The 17,946-nt window shown below is 70.1% G+C and carries 19 protein-coding genes; 11 read left to right on the forward strand and 8 right to left on the reverse strand.

What is annotated here, in order from left to right:
- The first annotated feature begins 111 nt into the window (after positions 1 to 111).
- The 11 genes from ACMTAK_RS34010 to ACMTAK_RS34060 all read left to right on the forward strand — a co-directional run bounded on the left by ACMTAK_RS34010 (position 112) and on the right by ACMTAK_RS34060 (position 9,593).
- Positions 112 to 1,659: a DNA cytosine methyltransferase gene (locus ACMTAK_RS34010; RefSeq protein WP_413809705.1), complete on the forward strand. Its 1,548-nt coding sequence runs from the start codon at positions 112 to 114 to the stop codon at positions 1,657 to 1,659.
- Positions 1,660 to 1,698: 39 nt separating this feature from the next.
- Positions 1,699 to 2,427, forward strand: a complete 729-nt coding sequence (locus ACMTAK_RS34015; protein WP_413809706.1) for a hypothetical protein — start codon at positions 1,699 to 1,701, stop codon at positions 2,425 to 2,427.
- A 19-nt stretch (positions 2,428 to 2,446) separates the two neighbouring features.
- Positions 2,447 to 2,857: a hypothetical protein gene (locus ACMTAK_RS34020; protein ID WP_413809707.1), complete on the forward strand. Its 411-nt coding sequence runs from the start codon at positions 2,447 to 2,449 to the stop codon at positions 2,855 to 2,857.
- Between the two features lie 32 nt (positions 2,858 to 2,889).
- Positions 2,890 to 3,699, forward strand: a complete 810-nt coding sequence (locus tag ACMTAK_RS34025) for a hypothetical protein (RefSeq protein WP_413809708.1) — start codon at positions 2,890 to 2,892, stop codon at positions 3,697 to 3,699.
- A gap of 160 nt (positions 3,700 to 3,859) precedes the next feature.
- Positions 3,860 to 4,201, forward strand: a complete 342-nt coding sequence (locus ACMTAK_RS34030; RefSeq protein WP_413809709.1) for an HU family DNA-binding protein — start codon at positions 3,860 to 3,862, stop codon at positions 4,199 to 4,201.
- A gap of 62 nt (positions 4,202 to 4,263) precedes the next feature.
- Positions 4,264 to 4,767, forward strand: a complete 504-nt coding sequence (locus ACMTAK_RS34035) for a hypothetical protein (RefSeq protein ID WP_413809710.1) — start codon at positions 4,264 to 4,266, stop codon at positions 4,765 to 4,767.
- 558 nt (positions 4,768 to 5,325) lie between these two features.
- Positions 5,326 to 5,964: a hypothetical protein gene (locus tag ACMTAK_RS34040; protein ID WP_413809711.1), complete on the forward strand. Its 639-nt coding sequence runs from the start codon at positions 5,326 to 5,328 to the stop codon at positions 5,962 to 5,964.
- Between the two features lie 63 nt (positions 5,965 to 6,027).
- Entirely contained in the window at positions 6,028 to 6,330 is a 303-nt protein-coding gene (locus ACMTAK_RS34045) for a hypothetical protein (protein ID WP_413809712.1), read from the forward strand.
- Between the two features lie 91 nt (positions 6,331 to 6,421).
- A complete protein-coding gene (locus ACMTAK_RS34050) occupies positions 6,422 to 7,429 on the forward strand; it encodes an N-6 DNA methylase (RefSeq protein ID WP_413809713.1) in 1,008 nt (335 codons plus the stop codon).
- On the forward strand, positions 7,426 to 7,953 hold the full coding sequence (locus ACMTAK_RS34055) for a hypothetical protein (RefSeq protein ID WP_413809714.1): 528 nt from the start codon (positions 7,426 to 7,428) through the stop codon (positions 7,951 to 7,953). The genes ACMTAK_RS34050 and ACMTAK_RS34055 overlap by 4 nt, the downstream gene beginning before the upstream one ends.
- The gene (locus tag ACMTAK_RS34060) at positions 7,950 to 9,593 is read left to right on the forward strand and encodes a DUF4192 family protein (protein ID WP_413809715.1); all 1,644 of its coding nucleotides are present in this window, start codon (positions 7,950 to 7,952) and stop codon (positions 9,591 to 9,593) included. The genes ACMTAK_RS34055 and ACMTAK_RS34060 overlap by 4 nt, the downstream gene beginning before the upstream one ends.
- Before the next feature lie 105 nt (positions 9,594 to 9,698).
- Here the strand turns inward: ACMTAK_RS34060 and ACMTAK_RS34065 are convergent, their stop codons facing one another.
- The 8 genes from ACMTAK_RS34065 to ACMTAK_RS34100 all read right to left on the reverse strand — a co-directional run bounded on the left by ACMTAK_RS34065 (position 9,699) and on the right by ACMTAK_RS34100 (position 17,936).
- A complete protein-coding gene (locus ACMTAK_RS34065) occupies positions 9,699 to 10,433 on the reverse strand; it encodes a hypothetical protein (protein ID WP_413809716.1) in 735 nt (244 codons plus the stop codon).
- A gap of 1,269 nt (positions 10,434 to 11,702) precedes the next feature.
- Positions 11,703 to 13,115 carry a dihydropyrimidinase gene (gene hydA / locus ACMTAK_RS34070; protein WP_413809717.1) on the reverse strand — a complete coding sequence of 471 codons (1,413 nt, stop codon included), beginning with the start codon at positions 13,113 to 13,115 and terminating at the stop codon, positions 11,703 to 11,705.
- 28 nt (positions 13,116 to 13,143) lie between these two features.
- Entirely contained in the window at positions 13,144 to 13,524 is a 381-nt protein-coding gene (locus ACMTAK_RS34075) for an allophanate hydrolase-related protein (protein WP_413809718.1), read from the reverse strand.
- A 13-nt stretch (positions 13,525 to 13,537) separates the two neighbouring features.
- Entirely contained in the window at positions 13,538 to 14,707 is a 1,170-nt protein-coding gene (locus tag ACMTAK_RS34080) for an NAD(P)/FAD-dependent oxidoreductase (RefSeq protein ID WP_413809719.1), read from the reverse strand.
- Complete coding sequence (locus tag ACMTAK_RS34085) at positions 14,704 to 16,098, reverse strand: FAD-dependent oxidoreductase (protein WP_413809720.1); 1,395 nt, start codon at positions 16,096 to 16,098, stop codon at positions 14,704 to 14,706. The genes ACMTAK_RS34080 and ACMTAK_RS34085 overlap by 4 nt, the downstream gene beginning before the upstream one ends.
- Positions 16,091 to 16,384, reverse strand: coding sequence for a (2Fe-2S)-binding protein (locus tag ACMTAK_RS34090; RefSeq protein ID WP_385201420.1), 294 nt, complete (start codon positions 16,382 to 16,384; stop codon positions 16,091 to 16,093). Before ACMTAK_RS34090 ends, ACMTAK_RS34085 begins: the two co-directional genes overlap by 8 nt.
- A 35-nt stretch (positions 16,385 to 16,419) precedes the next feature.
- A complete protein-coding gene (locus ACMTAK_RS34095; protein WP_413809721.1) occupies positions 16,420 to 17,202 on the reverse strand; it encodes an amino acid ABC transporter ATP-binding protein in 783 nt (260 codons plus the stop codon).
- Positions 17,199 to 17,936, reverse strand: coding sequence for an amino acid ABC transporter permease (locus ACMTAK_RS34100; RefSeq protein WP_413809722.1), 738 nt, complete (start codon positions 17,934 to 17,936; stop codon positions 17,199 to 17,201). The genes ACMTAK_RS34095 and ACMTAK_RS34100 overlap by 4 nt, the downstream gene beginning before the upstream one ends.
- Between the last annotated feature and the right edge of the window lie 10 nt (positions 17,937 to 17,946).

Here is a 17,946-nt window from a genome sequence, read left to right on the forward strand (position 1 = left end):
AGTGATCTGGCTGCTGATCGTGTGCGTCCTCGGCCTGACGGCGTTCACCGCACTCGGCATCGAGGACAGCCGCAACCTCCACGCATCACGCGCCTCCGAACAGTCCTGACCATGGCCGCCCGGCCCGCGAACCGGGCCGGGCGGCCCCACCTCTTGGAGACCACGACCGTGCCCCGATCTATCCACCTGCTCTGCGGAGCGGGGGGAGATGGCCAAGGTGTGCTCGAAGCCGGGTTCGAGCCGATCCTCGGGATCAATCACTGGCAGACCGCCGTCGACACCGTCGAGCTCAACCACCCGAACGCAGCAGCGCGTTGCGCAGACATCCAGAACTACCCCATGCGTTGGCTACCGAAGGCCCTCTTGCTGTGGGCCTCGGTCATCTGCACCGAGGTCAGCCCCGCTGGCGGGAGGAAGCGCCCCGACCCCGTGCAGGACGCCCTCTTCGAGGAAGAAGAGCAGTGGCGCGAACTGCCGCCTGAAGCATTCGAGAAGACCCGCGTGACCGCCTGGTGCGTGCTGCGCGCCGCCGAGGCGAAGCGGTTCCCCTGCGTCGTCGTGGAGAACGTCGTCGAGTTCATCACCGACTGGCTCTTGTTCCCCGAGTGGATCCGCGCCATGAAGAAGCTCGGCTACCGGGTCCAGATCGTCTCGGTGTCCTCCGCGCACATCGGCTCGGAGACCAACTTACGCGCCCCGCAGTGGCGCGACCGCGTGTACATCGTCTTCACCCTCTCCGGCATCCGTCGCCCCGACCTCGCGCCGCGCCCGCTGGCCCACTGCTTCAAGTGTGGGCTGGACGTCAATGCGCGCCAGAGCTGGCGCGACCCGCGGGTGAAGTACGGCAAATACCAGCAGCAGTACGACTACCGGTGCCCGCGCAGCCACTGCGGTCACGCGCTGGTGGAGCCGTATGTTCGCCCCGCCTCCGACGTGATCATGTGGGACAACATCGGCCAGCGGATCGGGGACCGAGCCAAGCCTCTGGTGCCCAACACGATGCGCCGGATCGCAGCCGGGCTGGCGAAGTTCCCCTACGAGCCGTCCGTCGTCACCCTCACCCACGGCAAGGACGGCACCGACCGCGCCTTCGCCCCGCACACCCGGCCGCTGCCAACCCGCACGGCCAAGCTCGGCGAAGCCCTGCTCGTGCCGGTCGGCGGCTCGTGGAACGACACCGCCTCGCCAATCGAGGAGCCGATGCGCACCAGGACCACCCGCGAGAGCGAAGCCCTCGTCACCGTGGACCCGTTCATCGTGGAGTTCCGCAAGAACTGCGACGCCGCGCCCGTCGACGCCCCACTCAGCACCATCGCCACCGCCCGGCATCACGGCCTGGTCGTGCCCGACGGCGATGTCCGCACCCGGGCGCGCAACACCCTGGTGATCCCGTACCGGCGGGCCGCGCCGAAGACCGCGGGCGTGCCCCTGCACACCCTGTCGACTCGCGATTCGGCGGCCGTCGTGCGCAGCGCGCCTGCCATCGAGGACTGCTACTTCCGGATGCTCCAGCCCAGAGAGCAGTTGTCGGGCCAGCGGTTCCCCGAGACGTACGAGGTCGTCGGCACCCAGGCCGCCCAAACCCAGCAGGCCGGCAACGCCGTGAGCGTCAACGTTGCCCACTGGCTCGGCGAACGTCTGATGCCCGTCCTCGCCTGACCTGCTCCCCCTCCCCGAAGAAGAAGGGACACCCCTGCCATGACACCGGCAACCCACGATGCAGTGGCCATCCTCGCCCAGCAGCGAGAGGAGCTGGCTCACGCGCGCCTCCGAGCCGAACGTGCCCACTGCCTGGGCATCATCGACCACCTTGCCGCCAAGATCCGTGCCCGCTGCCCCGAGGCCGTCTACGTCGCGATCGACCGCAGCGCCGAAGACCGCACTGTCACCGTCTACGGCGTGCTCGGCGAGCAGCCGAGCCCGCTCGGAGCGTGCCCCTGGCTGTGGGACGGCACCGAGACCGGGCATCCGCTCAACGAGATCGACTCGGACATCATCCTGGACATCGAGTACGCACTCCTGCCCCCGACTTCACCGGTGTGGGCGCTCGTGCGGCGCAACATGGGTATGGACGGCAGTTGGCTTCTGGAGCTGCCCCCGGCCGACCGCGCGGCCCGCGTAGCTGAGCTGATACGCGGGCACCACCCTGCGGCGACGGCGGTCATCGTGGACAGCCGCGCAGGCGGGGGCCGCGTCGTCGGGGTCATCGAGGAGCAGTCGGACGGTAAGGCTACCGCTCCCGTGGCTCGGCCCCGGCTCAGCAGCGCGTGCGACGACGCCCTCACTCGTCTCGTGGCGCAGGTCTTCCTCCTCCCGCCGCTGGCCGACCGTTACCTGAGGCCGATACCGCGCGACTTCACCCATCCCTACGGCTCCAACGTCAGCGTCAGCGATCAGGTCCGCCTGCTGCTGCTGCCGACCGCCTAGCGAACGGGAGGAGGAGCAGATGAGCGGCAATGGGTGGGTCGGTGAGGCCCCCTGCGCCGGGGACGTCCGCTTCACGTCCGAGGAGACGGCGGCCGAAGCCCCGACAGAGCCGCTGGTCCTCTCCCTCCTCGCTGCCTGCCAGGGCTGCCCGTTCCGGTCGCCGTGCATCGACCTGGTCATGCCGAGCATGAGCCTGTTCGACGGCGTCTGCGGCGGGCGGCTTTGGCGAAACGGCCGAGTCCTCGCGACCTGCGAGGGCGCGCGGCCCGCCGAACTGCGTGTGCGCGGTCGGCGCCCGATCACCCACGGCACCGAAGCCGGGGCCCGTGCCCACAACCGGCGCGGGGAGAGCGCGTGCGCCCTGTGCCGGGAAGCCGGACGGCTCGCCCAACGGGCCCGCCGGGCTCGCAAGCGTGCCACCGGCGCCTGATCACCGTCCCTACAACTCCTACGGAGAAAAGCATGTTCACCATCAAGGCCAGCGATCTGGCGGCCATCCTCGACCGTGTTGCCCCGCACCGGTTCCGGGCGGACGACGCCGCCAACGACCTCGACGCCCTGATCCTCGACTGCACACCGGGTCACCTCCATGCGGTCGCATGCAGTGACCGAACGCTCGCCGTCGCTCGTACTTCCGTCGCGGGCAGCGTGTGGACGGCACCGGTCGGTTACAGCGATGCCGCCGCGCTGCGCGCCTGGCTGGAGTCCTCCAAGCGCGTCACCGTCGAGCACGTCACCAGCGACCGCCACCAGCAGCTCCGCTTCACCGAAGGCCCCGCGCAAATCACGGTCCCTGCCGCGCCCCACGTCGGCCGCCTGTCCTGGCGTGCGCTGCTGCGCCTCGTGCTCGATGCCCGCGACCACTCCCTGGCCGTCGGCCGCCCCGTGCAGCTCAATGCCGACGACTTCGCGCTGTGGGGGAGCGCCTGCAAGGACGGTGAGGCGATCGAGTTCAGCTCCCTGGGGCCTGTGGGGACGCTGGTGACCGCCGGGCCGGACTTCCTCGGCCTTCAGGCCCCTCACACCTGGGACGGCCCGACGCCGGGCGAGGGGTGGTCCTCTTCGCTGCGCACTCGCTTGTTTCTCTTCGCTGGGGCCTTCCTCGAGGTCGGGGCGCGGTATGCGGACTGCACGCGGACGGTGTGGGTCGTGCCCGCCCGGCCCGGCCCAGGCGAAGAGCCGACGTTGGTCTCTGCCGACGACGCGGCCGCCACCCTGCCGATCTCCCAGGTGCTCGCGGTCGGGAAGTTCCTGACCCGGCTTCCCGGCTGACAAAAGGTAGATGACATTCATGGATGATTCCTTGCTCTCTCGCGCCGCGCGGTGCGACCACGACGCGGACCCCGGCTTCGGGCTCAGCACTCTGCCTGCCGCGTGGCGCGCCCGCCCCTCAACTCCTGCGGCACAGCCAGCGATCCGAAAGGAATGCCCAGTGAACAAGGCCCAGCTCATCAACGTCGTGGCCAAGGCGACTGGCAACCGCGCTACGGCAACGCTCGCCGTGGAAACCGTGCTCGACGCCATGGTCCGCGCCGTTGCCGCCGGGGAGGTCGTCTCCGTCACCGGCTTCGGAAGCCTGACCCGGGAGGAGCGCCCGGCCCGCACCATACGCAACCCGAACACCGGCGAGCGGATGCAGGTCGGCGCGAGCTACATCGTGAAGTTCCGTCCCGGCGCCCGGTTCAAGGACCTCGTCGCAGGCCGCCGCGCGATGCCCGAGAGCGGCAACTGCGTCCGGAAGGACCCGAAGACGCCCAAGGTCGCCCGTCCGTAACCCGCTGCACACCAGGGGCCGTCCCGGCACGCGCCGGGACGGCCCCGCCGAAGGAGCGCGATATGAACGACCATTCCGTGGGCGTAGAGGTCGACACGACCGCGAAGTGGCTGGAGGAGCGGGGTCTGTCCGGTGCGGCCCGTCTGTTGCGGCGCGTTGCCCGTCAGAGGGACGACGCCGTGAGCCAGCTCAGCCTTTGCCCCGCCGCAGGACCCGCGTACCCGGCGGGCGGCACCGGGCACACTGCTCCGCGCGATCTGGACGCCGCCGCCGAAGCGGCGATGCTGCGCACCGACCTGGCCCGCCTCCAAGCCCTGGCTGAGCGGGCCGGTTGGGTGCCCGAGCCGGACGCGAAGCGCCTGTGGCGCTGGCGTGACGGCTGGTGGGAGCTGAGCCACCGCCGCAAGAACCCGAAGGACGGTTACCACGACACCGGTTGGTACCTGTGGGGGCCGGTCGGCAGCTACGACGGCGAGTGGGCCGACCGTCACAAGGGGCCGGCCATGGCCGAGGCGGAGCGCCTGATCACCAAGCACCGTGCCGCGACCGGGGAGGGGCAGTGGTGAGCGGCCAGAAAGAGCTGGTCAGCGCCCGAGCCGTGCACGGCCCCGAGCCGGTCGGAAACTTCCGACGGCCGAGGTGATCCGGCGCGCGGGAGGTGCCGCGTGACCGCCGACGCCCCGTGACCCTGTCGAGCGTGGCCACGATCCTCGCCGCGATGGGGCTCGACTGGCTCGGCTACCCGCCGATCCCGGTCCCCGACGCGCACCGGCGGGCGTTGTGCCGGTTCCGATGGCCCGATCTCATTCCAGCAGCCGCAAATTAGGGAATTGAATTGCGGAAATTAAATTTGCATTCCATCGGGTATTTCTTGCTCTTAGGGTATTTGCCATTAAGATATAAGTAAGGAATTCGGGAAATACCCGAATGGAAAGGGGATTTGGGAGTGGAAATCAGTAACCACGGATGCGGCTGCGAGTGCAACAGCGGCGGCTTCTGCGGTGGCTGCGGCCACGCCGGATGTGGCGGACGCCGCTAACCGGCCCCGAACCCCGTCAACACCCCGCGCCCCCGGCCCACGCCGGGGGCGCGCTCAAACGCAAAACCTCTTGGAGACCACCACCATGAACCACAGCCGAGGAGTTCACCTCCTGGCAGAGCTGATCGACGTCGACCCCAGTCACGTCGCCCGCGCGGTGAGCACCGCAGCACGAGCCCACAGGGCCATCCACGAAAGCTGCCTTCATGAGCTGACTGGCGAACAGCTCCGGCGTCTTGTCGAACGCGATCGCTTCGCCGTCGCCATCGTCGCGAACCTCGCCATGCGCTTCGCAGGCCGCAGCGAGGACGCCCTGCTCCTGATGGACATCTACCGCGCCAGCGTAGGCACCCAAGCTCACCCCGTGCCGATCCGCAAGGGCGTCGGCACGCGGCCCGAACACCACGACCACCCCTACGTACAGCGGGCGATCCGCATACTCCAGGCAGCTGGCCTGCCGCCCATCCATACCGACGGCATCCACGCCCTGCGCTGGGGCTTCCAGGTGCAACCGGCAGGCGAGGAACTCCCCGGCTGGGTCTTCATCAACCCCGACCCCGATTGCGACGAGCGCACCGGCTTCGCCGGAGGCCGAGGCGGCTACCTCGCCGTCATGCGGTGGGCCGGGTGGGGCGTGATCACCGAACCCGTGTACGAGGGCCTGCTCGCCGCCGTCCACCCCGACCACCGGAACAACACCTTCCCCGCCCCCTCGAACTCCTGACCCCCGCCCGTGCCTGGGGCCGCACCACGCGGCCGGCACGGCCACCCAGAAAGACACCAGACCGTGAAGCTCCCCATCGACGACGCCACCCTGGCGTCCTGGGCCGACCTGCTCGGCCTCACCGACGAGCAGACCACCGCGACCCTCGCCGAGATCGAGGAGACCCTGCGCATCGGCTACGAGAATCGCCCCGACGCGCTGCGCGACACCAGCTTCGACCAGCTCATCAGCGACATGGACGCCGACGAGGCGGCCCTGTTCTTCCTCATCAGCGGCCTACGCCAGTCCGGACATGCCGAAGCCGCGTACGCGGTCGAGGTCCGCAGCATCTTCGCCACCCCCCGGGACCTCCAGCAGACCAGCTGACCCCGCACCCATAACCCATCCACACGCCGCCCCGGCTGCGCGCCGCGCACCGGGGCGGCCCCATGCGCGCCCGCAGAAAGGAATCTGCTCCGTGTCCGACGCCTTCTTGCCCCGCGCCGCGGCCCCTGCCGCCGCACGGCCCGCCCCCTCGTGGGCGAAGAAGCCCCCACCCAAGTCCAAGGCTCGAACCCGCGGGAAGATCACCGCCCGCCGCTACGCTGCCCCCCGCGACCGGCATGAGCACGCCCGCAAGATCGCAGAGAACGTCCTCGACGCCTGGTATCAGTCCTTCGGCGGCAGCAGCATCGACGTCCCCCTCGGCACCGTCGCGGGGCTCTCACTGCTGCGCAACGTCCCCGGCTTGGCGGACTGGATGCTCAACCTCCAGCCCGAGGAACTCCCGCAACTGCTCAAGGAGATCTACCTCGGCCACTGGATCAAGCGCCCCGACCTGATCAACCGCGCGATACGACTCCATGACTGGGCCTGGAACCCCGACCCTGACAAGCAGCAGCTCCGCGCCGTCCACGCCGTCACCCGCGTCGCCATCAACACCGGACTGCTCGACCTCACCGGCCACGACGACCCCTGGCAACGCTCCGAGACCGATGTCCTCAGCCCTCTACTCACCGGCCTGCGCCACAAGAGCGACAAGAAGTGGCGCGGCGAGTACCACACTCCGGCCTGCGTCACCGACCTGATGGCCAACATGACCGTGGACAAGGACTTCGCCCAGCCCGGCATGACCATCCGCGAACCCGCCGTCGGCTCCGGCACGATGTTCCGCTCAGTCGCCCAACGTCTGCGTGACCTCGGCCTCAACCCGCACGACTTCCACTGGTACGGCAACGACATCGACTCGCTGTCCGCCGGGTGCGCCGCCATCAACGCGATCATCTGGGACCTCGGCCCGCGCTGCCTCATCGGCTGCGCCGACTCCCTCGCCCCGGACGACGACTACGCCAAGACTCGCGCCGAAGCGAAGGAAGCCTTCGAGCAGCGCGACCGGTACATGGAGACCGCCAGCACGATCGTCGCCTGGCGCCGCGCCCTGGACCTGGTCGACCAGCTCATGCCCAGCGAAGGCAACGCCGCGTGACCGAAGCCGATCCCTTCGCCCGGCCCGGCACCACCCCGACACCACGTCGTCGACGCCCGGCCTTTGCCGGACCCCGCGACGAGGTCGACGTGCCGCCCCTCGGCCACATCGCCCCCGACCTCGACCCGCCGTGGAGCAAGGAGGACACCGACACTCCCGACCGCACCGCCTCCTACCAGCACCCCGAAGGTCACCGCGTTGGCCTCCGCGTCCAGTCCCGCGGCCTTGCCATCCAGACCTGGATCACCGCTGGCCCGGACCTGCCGCCGATCCCTGACGGCACCGACATCGAGCGGGCCGAGGCGCAAGCCGCCAACGACGCCCGGCTCCAGCCCGGCCGCACCTGGCACACCGTCTTGGCCACCCGAACAAGCAAGGCCCTGGCCGCCGACCTCGGCGTACTCGTCTGCGAACGGCTGCTCCCCGCTCTCACGAACAAGCCACGCGGCATTCCCGCCCCGGCGCCGCCCGCCCGCATCGGGCAGCCCGACACCGCCCCGCAGAAGGAAGGAACCCAGAAGTGAGCACGCCCAACAACACCGTGCAGATCACCAGTTTGCCCGACCTCGCCCAGATCCTGCCGTACCTCCTCGGCCACTACCCGGACGACAGCATCGCCCTCCATGCCCCCGGCCCCGACTTCCTCGATGGGCCGACCATGACCTGCCCTCTCCCCGAGGACATCACCGAGTGGCAGGCCACCGCCGAGCACGCCGCCCGCCAGTTCGTTGCCTACGCCCACGACCGGAGGCACGACCCCGCCCAGGGCATCGTCATCTACCTCTGCCGCGAACCGCGCCCCGGCCAGAGCCCCGAGGAGACCGCCGCGCTCCTCGCCCCCGTCGGCACCTGGCTCACGAACGAGTTCGCGGAACTCCGCGCCACTGTCCTCCGAACGATCGGGCTCGTGGCGAACCGGTGGTGGGCCTACGAGTGCGACATCGACGGGTGCTGCGAGGGCGAACCACTGCCGTCTCCTGACGACCCCACCAGCGTCGCCGCGCAGATGACCCGCCTCGGCCGTACCCCCGGCCCCCGCACCCGCGACATCATCAAGGAGTTCCAGGCCACGGCGGACCCCAGCTTCCTCAAGGACCTGCACATCGCCGCCCTCCGCTTCAACTCGCGGTGCGCGACCAATGCCGGACGCGACGCGACACTCATGACGACGTTGAACCAGATCGACGCCGCCATGAGCCGGTTCCGTGACGGGGCGACCATCCTCAGCAGGCCCTTGATCACGCAGCTCATCGTCGGCCTTCAGGACGACGCCGCCGTGGAGGCCGGTATGGCGCACGCCGAGGACGGCAACCTCCCCCACGCCCGACGCCTCTGGGCTTACCTCGCCCGGCACTGCGCCGAACCGTTCGAGCCGGAGAGCGTGCCCATCCTGACGCTTTTCGCGTTCGTCGCCTGGCGGCAAGGCGACCTCATCGCGGCCCGACTCGCCCTGCGCGACGCCATCACCACCGACCCCGACTACGAGCTGGCCACCGGCATACACCTCGGCATCAACGACGGCGAGGACCCCCGAGAATGGCTCGCCTCCGCCCGGGAGGGCAGCACCCACCGCGCGACGTACCTCCAGCACGCCGTCCAAGTCGCCAGTGAGTACAGCCCCACTGACACCAATGTGGCGCGGTACCGCGAAGCCCTCGACGTGGCCACCGTCAGCTACCTGCCTCAGGACCTCACCGACGACCAGAAGATCCTCGCCCGCCACAACACCGCCGACATCATCGACGGAGCCCTAACCGACTTCCGCAACGGCCGACCTCAGCTCATGGACGAGATCGCCGCGCGCATAATCGTCGACCTGCAAGACCGGGAAACCAGGGACGCCGCACTGTCCATCGGTGAGGAGAACGATCTCCCCTACGAACGGCAGCTCTGGGGCTACCTCGCGCGGCGCTGCGTACCGCCGCACACCGACAAGGCCCCGCCGCTCCTCACCCTCCTCGGCTGGGTCGCCTGGCGACAGGACGACACCGTCACCGCCGCCCACGCCTTCGCGGACGCCCTCGACATCGACCCCAGCTACGACCTCGCCAGGTTCCTGCTCGACGGCATCCACACCGAGTGCGACCCTGCCGCGCTCTTGGCAGCATTCCGGGACGCTGCAGCGCGATTCGCCGCGAGCCGAGCGGATCTCGACACCCTCTGATGACCACCACGGTGGCAGACGTCCTCTCAGTGCTGCTGCGTCCGGTCGAGGTCTTCGCTTCGCATCCCTGAGCCCGAGTCACCGCCCCCCGGCCGCGTTTGCGGATCAGGTGAAGTCGACGCCCCTTTCGCTGATCCTGACCGACACGTTGTGCCAGGCCGCGGGGGACACGTGGGGGTTGAGGAACTGGCAGTCGTACCCGGTGTCCTCGCCCACCTTCACGACCTTGAACGCCGGCATCCGGTCGCAGCGCAGCTCCCAGCCGGGCTCGTGGTAGCCGTCCCAGAACCGGCTGTACACGGCCTCGGACTTCAGCACCGTCGTCCCGTGGGCGCTGACGCCGTACTCGACAAGAAAGTCGCTCTCCCGGTACGTGGAGGGGACGGAGACGGTCCAGTGGACGTTCACCCCGTCGTATTTGACGGTGCACTCCGTCTTCTTCCCTGCCGCCAATTGCACACCGCCGTCGGCGCACCATGCGCTCGTCCGGCCCTTGAACTGGGTCATGAGCAGCGTCTTCTGGCGGAGTGAGTACAGCACCTTCTCGGTCGCCGAGGCGCCCAGACCGGGGTCGGGCGGCAGGAGCTTCTCCACCTGGTCGAGGCCGGAGACGAAGCCCTGGTACGTCTTCGTGACCCTGACCGGCAGTGCCTGGCCGGACGGTGAGGGGCTCCCCGTGGGGGTGAGGGTGGGGAAGGGGAAGGACGAGGCGCTCGGGCTCGGGACCGGTGCGGAGGCGGAGTCCTTGCCGCCGTCCTCGCCGGAGGAGGAACCGGAACAGCCGCTCATCACCGCCGTGGCGATCACGCACAGGGAAAGTCGTGCCCAGACAAGGTCCATGGGACTACTGATACCAGCTGCGCCCGGCAGGGGGCCGCGAGTCGAAACCGCAACGGGCTTGTGGGTCAGGCGTGCTGAACGCCTCCGTGCGGTTGCGGCAGGGAAGACGGCCGGCGGGTGCGCGGACGTGCTACTGCTTGGCGACTGCGACGGGGGAAGATGACCGTATGCCGCAGTTCAGCACACCCCAGGTGCGATTCCACCGCTCGGCCATAGCCCCCCGGAGAGGCCACCACCAGCCCGACAGCCCCAGCGGCAAGCGCGAAACGGGCAGCACGTCACTTACCGCTCTCTGAGACGTCACCTGCTATCCGCTGTCCATCCCAAGCTATCCCCAGCGACGAGGAGTTGAAATGTCGTGGGAGCGCGTTGCGGGAGTAGGCAGGGGGCGGTCTGCCGGGCCGCCGGCCGGGGGGATCAGGGTGACAACGCTACGAGGTGCGGCACCAAGGCCCGCGAGCCCGACGTGATCCAAACGAGAGACCCTAGCCGTCCAGCCGCCCAAGAAGACCGCACCTGTGAAGGCGATCCCTGACGTACTGCCACTCCCCGAACACGACGGCACGGAGGCAGCATGAACGGGGAACCGCGCGTACCCTGGAAACGGCGGCTGACCTGCAAGAATCCGCTCGGCTCTACCTCGGGCACAGGGGGCGGGAGCCCGCTTCGCCGGTAAGGCACTCCGCTGCTCGCAACTTCGACTCAGCAACCGATACTCGTCGATGACCTGCGCCATCACACTCTGCGGTGCTTTGTCGCTGACTGCATAGCTCGGGTGTGGGGCTCACGGTGGCCCGCATGTGGCCCCAGTGGCCCGTAGGTGGCCGGAAGGGCCGGGAAAGATCAGGAAAGGATTGGCATGGCCGGCATAAAGAGAAGGCTTTGACCTGCGAAAACGTGAAGAGGAAGCCAAGATCGGGAAGATCGCGGACGATCATGAAAGGACTCATAATCCGTCGGCCGTGGGTTCGAGTCCCACCCGCCCCACCGGGCACCACGCGGGCAGGCCCCATCCTGACCTGCGAAGACATAAGAACGGGAGTCGCCGCGCTGACGCGGGGACTCCCGTTCATCCGTTCAGACCAAGATCCAGGGGACACACAGGGGCCCGGCGGGCGCCGGTTTGGCCGTGAGCGGCCTACGCGGCCCCTTGATCTTGCTCGCTGGCCTCGGGACCACTCGGAGAGACGGGAACCGGAGTCCATCCGGCCAGTCCTGTCATCTGCCGCGACGTCCGCCGCATCAAGGGGATCCGCGGGATCCGCGGTATCAGCAGACCAGGGACCGGCTCAGCGGGCCTGAGCGCAGATGACGGCCGCGGGGCTCGGCGTCCGTCAGCCGGCCGGCCTCGACGACGGGGCGGCCGCCCACCATGACGGTCTCCGGCCAGCCGGTGACCGTCATGCCCTCGTACGGCGTGTAGTCCGTGGCCATGTGCAGGCCTGTGCTGTGGACGGTCCGGGTGGCTGTGGGGTCCCAGATCGCCAGGTCCGCGTCCGAGCCGGGCGCGATGATTCCCTTGCGGGGGTACAGGCCATTGAGCCTGGCCGGGTTGGCGCACATCAATTCGACGAAGCGGCCCGCCGGCAGGCCGCCCTTGAGCACCAGCTCGCTGAAGATCACCGGCATACGGGTCTCCACTCCCGGTAGACCGTTGGGCATCGCCCGTACGTCGTGGCTCACCGATTCCTTCTGGGCCGTGTCGTAGCAGCAGTGGTCGCTGCCGACGGTGGCGACCTGACCCATCAGAACCCGCGAGCGCAGCCCGGCGACGGTGCCGGCGGCGCGCAGCGGGGGGCAGCACACGAACCGCTCCGGGTGCGGGCCCGCGTACGCCGTGTCGTCCAGGACGAGATGATGGGCGACGGTCTCGGTGAAGGCGCGCACCCCTCGGCTGCGGGCGCGCGCCACCAGGTCGACGGCCTCGGGCGTGGACTGGTGCACGAAGTACACGGGGGCCGCGACCGATTCGGCGATGGCGAGGATCTCGGCGACGGAGGCGTTCTCGGCCAGCTCCGGCCTGGTGCCGGCGTGGTGGCAGGCACTGATCGCGTCGGCCGCTTCACCGCGTTCCTGCACGTCGGAGATGATGTGGTCGGCCTCGCAGTGGATGACCACCATGCCGCCGAGGTCCCTCAGCGTGGTCATCACGTTGAGGATGGTCTTCTCGTCGGCCATGGTCTCGCCGCGGTAGGTGGTGAACATCTTGACCGTGACGATGCCGTCGGAGGTCAGTGAGCGCAGCTGCTCCGGCACGGTGTCGTCCCACTGGACCACGCACGCGTGCAGTGCGCTGTCGCACAACCCCCGCCCCGCCTTGGCGCGTTGGGTTGCCGCGACATCGGCCGGGTTCTGCCCGGGGCGGGGGATCGCGAAGTCGACGATCGTGGTCGTACCGCCGAAGACAGCGGCGGTCGTGGCCTGCCGGTAGTCGTCGAGGGAGGTGAAGTCCCCCGAGGTGAAACCGACATGGCAGTGCGGGTCCACCCCGCCGGGCAGTACGAGGCGTCCGGCGGCGTCTATCTGGGTGATGCCGGGCGGCTGTGCGGAACGGTACGCGCCCGGTTCCACCACCCCCAGGACCTTTCCGCCGCCGACCAGGACGTCCGCGGCGCCCTGCCAGTCGGCGTTGACCACGGTGCCGCCTCGGACGACGAGGTCGATCGGTTCGGAAGGGGACATGGTGAGCCTCCAGTAAGAGGGACGGCGGTCAGAGCGTGGCGAGGTAGGCGTGCCAGCCGCCGTGGGCGGTGATGTCGAGGACACCGGGGGCCGTCAGCGCGGAGGCACGCATACGCATCGAGAAGGAACCCGATCCGTCCTCCAGGGTGATGACGCCCAGTTCGAGTTCCTGGGGCTCCGCGGGGAGCAGCTGATCGCGCAGCACCTCGTAACTGACTTCGTACACCTCGCCGTTGATCGCCGCGCCGCCCTCCGTGACCGGGTGCAGGCCGGGGAACTCGTCGCGTACGGAGAAGAAGCGGTAGGCGGGCGCCGTGCGGGCGGGGCCGAGCGGGCGGGCGTCCTCCAGCGCGTGGTTGAGGCTGCCTCCGGACATCGCCTGGCCGTTGACGAACATCTTCAAGGTCATGAGTGAGTGCCTTTCAGGGCGATACGGGAGTGGTGGCGGCGTCGTACAGCAGGCGGCCGGGGCCCAGGTCGTCCACCGGGTCGGCCGGAGGCTCCCCCGCGATCTGGCGGCACAGCGTGTCGCCCCACACCGGGGCGAGGGTGAACGCGTACGTGCCGCCCGCGACGAAGAACCCGGGGTGCCCGGGGACTTCGCCGATCACCGGCATCTCGTCCGGGGTCGCCGCCAGTGGTCCGGCCCACATGCGCAGCAGGCGCAGCCCGCCGAGGAACGGCAGGATCCGCCCGGCCTGGGCGAGGTTGCCGGCCATGCTGACGGGGCTGACGGTGCTGCGGCCCGCCATGTCCAGCCCGGCGGCGGGCCAGCCGCCGCCGATCAGCAGGTTGCCGGCACTGACCTGCTTGACCGACATGCCCTCGCCGATGTGCTGGACCAGGTGGTGCATCACCGGCGGCACCCGCACGGTTACGTGCATCTGGATCGCGACCGGCGACATGCGGACGTGGATTCCGGCCAGCTCGGAGATCTCGGTGATCCACGGGCCGGCCACGTTGACGACCGAGGGCGCGGTCCAGCTGCGGTCGCCCGAGAGCACCTGGTAGCCGTCGCCGACCCTTTGCACGCCGGTCACCGGGGTGAAGGCGTGCAGTTGGGCGCCGAGGCGGCGGGCGGCGGTCAGATAGGCGGGGGTGATCAGGAGCGGGTTGGCATATCCATCCAGCGAGCACCAACTGGCGGCGCGCACGCGGTCCGAGAGCAGGGGCATGTGCTTGCGGGCCTCGTCGCCGGTGAGCACTTCGGTGCGGATGCCCGCCCGGTGTTCCCACTCGTGCTTCTCCCTCAACTCCGCTTCCTGTGCGGCGGTTTCGGCGACCATGAAGCCGCCGCCGCGGCGCAGTTCCACGTCCGCGTCGAGACGCTCCTCGACCTGGGACCAGTGTTCGGACGCCCGGCGTTGCAGTGGCAGCAGGCGGGCGCTGTCGACCGGGACCTCTTGGCCCGGGCGACGGGTGTGGATGGCCTGGATGTGGAGGTTGCCCGCGGTGGTGCCGGAGCCTTCCCTGTTGGGGGCGCCGCGCTCCAGTACCACGACGCGGTAACCGCGTTCGGCGAGGTGGAAGGCGGTACTGGCGCCGAGGATACCGGCGCCGATGACGATGACGTCGGGCTGTGCGTCGGTCACTGGTCCGTCACCTCCCGCCCTTCGACCGTGGTGGCCATGGGCAGCGGTCGCAGTGGCATACGGGCCGCGAAGCACTCCGCTGCCCGGTCCGGCCCGGAGCCCCGCGCGGCCAGCGCCGCGACGATGTGGCCGCATTCGCGGCCCTGGCAGGGGCCCATACCGGCGCGGGTGGCGGCCTTGGTGCCGTGCAGGTCGTTCCAGCCCGTCGCGACGGCTCGCCGGATCTCGCCTGCGGTGACTCCCTCGCAGCGGCAGACCTGGGTGGCGTCGGAGATGTCGGCCACGGCGTCGGCGGGCAGGGGGTAGAGGCGGTCGGCCAGCGCCGCGAAACGATCCAGGGCGCGGGCCCGGCGTCGGAGGCCGGCCACCCGCACGTTCGCGGGTCCGGGTGCCAGACGGCGCAGGATCGCGTGGGCGGCGAGCTGTCCTCGTACGCCTGCCGCATGCACGCCCGCGATGCCGGCGCAGTCCCCGGCGACGTACAGCCCGTCCACCGAGGTCGCGCCGTCCGCGTCCACGACCGGGAGCCGCTCCGTGCCCGCCGGGTCGGGTTTGGTACGGCAGCCCAGCAGCCGGGGGAGTTCGGTGCTGGGGCGGAAGCCGAAGCCCACGCACAGCGCGTCGGTCTCGACCCGGCGGACGCCGCCGTCCGCGCTGCCGATGTCCACGGCGGTGACCTGGGTGTCGCCGTACGCCGCCAGTACGCGGGAGCCCTGCTCGACGCGGACGCCGTGGCGGGCGAGGGTCAGCAGGTAGCGGGCGGCCTCCGCGAGCCGCGCAGGCTGCCGCAGGGCGCCGCCGATCGCAGCGGCCCGAGGGCGGTACGGGTGGTTCAGCTCGAGCAGCGCCTCGATCCCGGCGCCCGCCTCCAGCAGGGCGCAGGCGACCGGGAGCAGGAACGGCCCGGTCCCGGCGAGCACCACCCGTCGGCCCACGGGGACCCGGTCCATGGTGGCCAGATGCAGGGCGAACCCGGGGGTGACCACACCCGGCAGCGTCCACCCGGGGAAGGGCAGGGTGCGTTCGTACGCGCCGGTGGCGGCGAGCGTGGCACGGACGCGCACCCGTCCCAGGGCGCCGGTGCGCACGTCGCAGGTGAACAGGGTGCGGCCGGCGTCCTCGGCGCCCCAGACCAGGGTGCCGGTACGACAGACGACTCCGGCGGCCCGTACCTGGCGGATCAGTTCGGTGCCGCGTGGGCGGAAGTCACCGAAGGTGGCGGCGAGTTGCTCGGCCCGGCGCTTGTAGTACTGGCCGCCGAGGGTGTCGGACTCGTCGAGCAGGACCACGCGCAGTCCGCCCCGGGCGAGGACCAGCGCCGCGTGCAGTCCGGCGGGCCCGCCGCCGACCACCGCGACGTCCGTCTCCGACTCCTCGGTGTGGTCAGCCATGCGCGGCCGTCGGCACGGGCTCGGTGTGGGTGCGGATGTCGGTGCCGTCGGCGACATGCGCGGTGCAACTGCGGGAGCCGGGGCGGCCGTCGATCGTCACCTCGCACTCCAGACAGACACCCATTCCGCAGAACGGGCCGCGCAACTGACCGTTGACCGGGTTGCGGCGCAGCGGCCAGATGCCGGCCGCGACCAGGACCGCGGTCACGGACTGGCCCGCCCATGCCTGGCTGGGGGTGCCGTCGATGGTCACGGTGACCGTCTCCGGCAGGGGGCTGGTGCTCATGGCTGTGCTCACAGGGCTCAAGGGGGGTGGGGGGTTCACAGGATCCGCTCCAGGAACTGGCGGGTGCGTTCGTGTTCCGGCGCGGAGAAGAACAGGTCCGGGGACTTGTCCTCCACCACCAGGCCGTCGGCGATGAACACCACCCGGTCGGCCGCCGCGCGGGCGAAGCCCATCTCATGACTGACGACGATCATGGTCATGCCCTCCTCGCGGAGCCGGACCATGACGTCGAGCACCTCGCCGACCATCTCCGGGTCGAGCGCCGACGTGGGTTCGTCGAAGAGCAGCAGTTCGGGGCGCATCGCCAGGGCGCGGGCGATGGCCACCCGCTGCTGCTGGCCGCCGGAGAGCTGGGCGGGGTAGGAGCCGGTCTTGTCGGCGAGGCCCACCATGGTCAGCAATTCGCGGGCGGCGGCGCGGGCTTCGGTCTTGGGGACGCCGTTCACGTGCACGGGGCCGGAAGCCACGTTGTCCAGGGCGGTCATGTTCGGGAACAGGTTGAACTGCTGGAACACCATGCCGGTGCGCCGCCGCTGGACGGCGGTCCGGCGCTCCCGCAGGGGGACCTGGCGTCCGTCCCGGTCGCCGTAGCCGATGCGTTCGCCGCAGATGCTGACGGTGCCCGAGTCGGGGGTCTCCAGGTGATTGAGGGTGCGCAGGAACGTGCTCTTGCCGCCGCCCGACGGACCCAGGACGAGGACGACGTCGCCCTGCCGGACGGTCAGGTCGATGCCCTTGAGGACCTCGACTCCGCCGTACGACTTGCGGACCTGGCGCGCTTCGACGACCACGGGTGCGGCTGTCTGCTCGACGGTCATCGGGGCTCCAATTCGAGTGCCGGTACGGCGGCGCTCTTGACGCGGCGGCTACGGCGGCTACGGCTCGGCCCGGTCTGGTGGCCGCGGCCGACCCGGACCTCCAGCCACCTCTGGACCAGTCCCCACAGGGTGGTCATCGCCAGGTAGTACAGGGCCGCCGCGGTGAGGCCCTCCAAGACGCGGAAGTTGGTCTGGACGGCGAACTGGGTGCGGCGCAGCAGTTCTTCGGCGGAGATCACCGAGACGAGCGTGGTCGTCTTGAGCAGGCCGTTGAAGCTGTTGCCGAGCGGCGGGACCATCACCCGCAGCGCCTGCGGCATGACCACCACCCGGAACACCTTCCAGGGCGGCATGCCCAGCGCGCGGGCCGCCTCGGACTGGCCGCGCGGGACCGAGAGGACCCCGGCGCGGACGATCTCCGAGAGGTACGCCGCCTCGTTGAGGACCAGGCCGGTCAGCGCCGCGCTGATCACGCCGAGGCGCAGGCCAACCTGGGGCAACCCCGTGTAGATGATGACCAGTTGGACCAGCAGGGGGGTGCCGCGCATCAGCCACACGTAGAAGCCGGTGACGATCCGGATCGGCGCGATCCGGGACGCTCTGCCGAGCGCCACGAGCACAGCGAGCGGAAGGGCGAGCGCCATGCTGACCGCGGTCAACCAGATCGTCGTCCAAGCTCCCTGAATGAGCTGAGGATTGCTGAGGAAGGAGAAGAAGGCATCCCAGGACCACATGGCTCTCGCC

The organism is Streptomyces lacaronensis, from assembly GCF_047337785.1.
Taxonomy (GTDB): domain Bacteria; phylum Actinomycetota; class Actinomycetes; order Streptomycetales; family Streptomycetaceae; genus Streptomyces; species Streptomyces lycopersici.

Coding starts and splice junctions, on each gene's coding strand:
- ACMTAK_RS34100 (WP_413809722.1), bottom strand. CDS start 17,936: ATGTGGTCCTGGGATGCCTTCTTCTCCTTCCTCAGCAATCCTCAGCTC.
- ACMTAK_RS34090 (WP_385201420.1), bottom strand. CDS start 16,384: ATGAGCACCAGCCCCCTGCCGGAGACGGTCACCGTGACCATCGACGGC.
- ACMTAK_RS34025 (WP_413809708.1), top strand. CDS start 2,890: ATGTTCACCATCAAGGCCAGCGATCTGGCGGCCATCCTCGACCGTGTT.
- ACMTAK_RS34095 (WP_413809721.1), bottom strand. CDS start 17,202: ATGACCGTCGAGCAGACAGCCGCACCCGTGGTCGTCGAAGCGCGCCAG.
- ACMTAK_RS34010 (WP_413809705.1), top strand. CDS start 112: ATGGCCGCCCGGCCCGCGAACCGGGCCGGGCGGCCCCACCTCTTGGAG.
- ACMTAK_RS34040 (WP_413809711.1), top strand. CDS start 5,326: ATGAACCACAGCCGAGGAGTTCACCTCCTGGCAGAGCTGATCGACGTC.
- ACMTAK_RS34075 (WP_413809718.1), bottom strand. CDS start 13,524: ATGACCTTGAAGATGTTCGTCAACGGCCAGGCGATGTCCGGAGGCAGC.
- ACMTAK_RS34085 (WP_413809720.1), bottom strand. CDS start 16,098: ATGGCTGACCACACCGAGGAGTCGGAGACGGACGTCGCGGTGGTCGGC.
- hydA (WP_413809717.1), bottom strand. CDS start 13,115: ATGTCCCCTTCCGAACCGATCGACCTCGTCGTCCGAGGCGGCACCGTG.
- ACMTAK_RS34035 (WP_413809710.1), top strand. CDS start 4,264: ATGAACGACCATTCCGTGGGCGTAGAGGTCGACACGACCGCGAAGTGG.
- ACMTAK_RS34015 (WP_413809706.1), top strand. CDS start 1,699: ATGACACCGGCAACCCACGATGCAGTGGCCATCCTCGCCCAGCAGCGA.
- ACMTAK_RS34065 (WP_413809716.1), bottom strand. CDS start 10,433: ATGGACCTTGTCTGGGCACGACTTTCCCTGTGCGTGATCGCCACGGCG.
- ACMTAK_RS34020 (WP_413809707.1), top strand. CDS start 2,447: ATGAGCGGCAATGGGTGGGTCGGTGAGGCCCCCTGCGCCGGGGACGTC.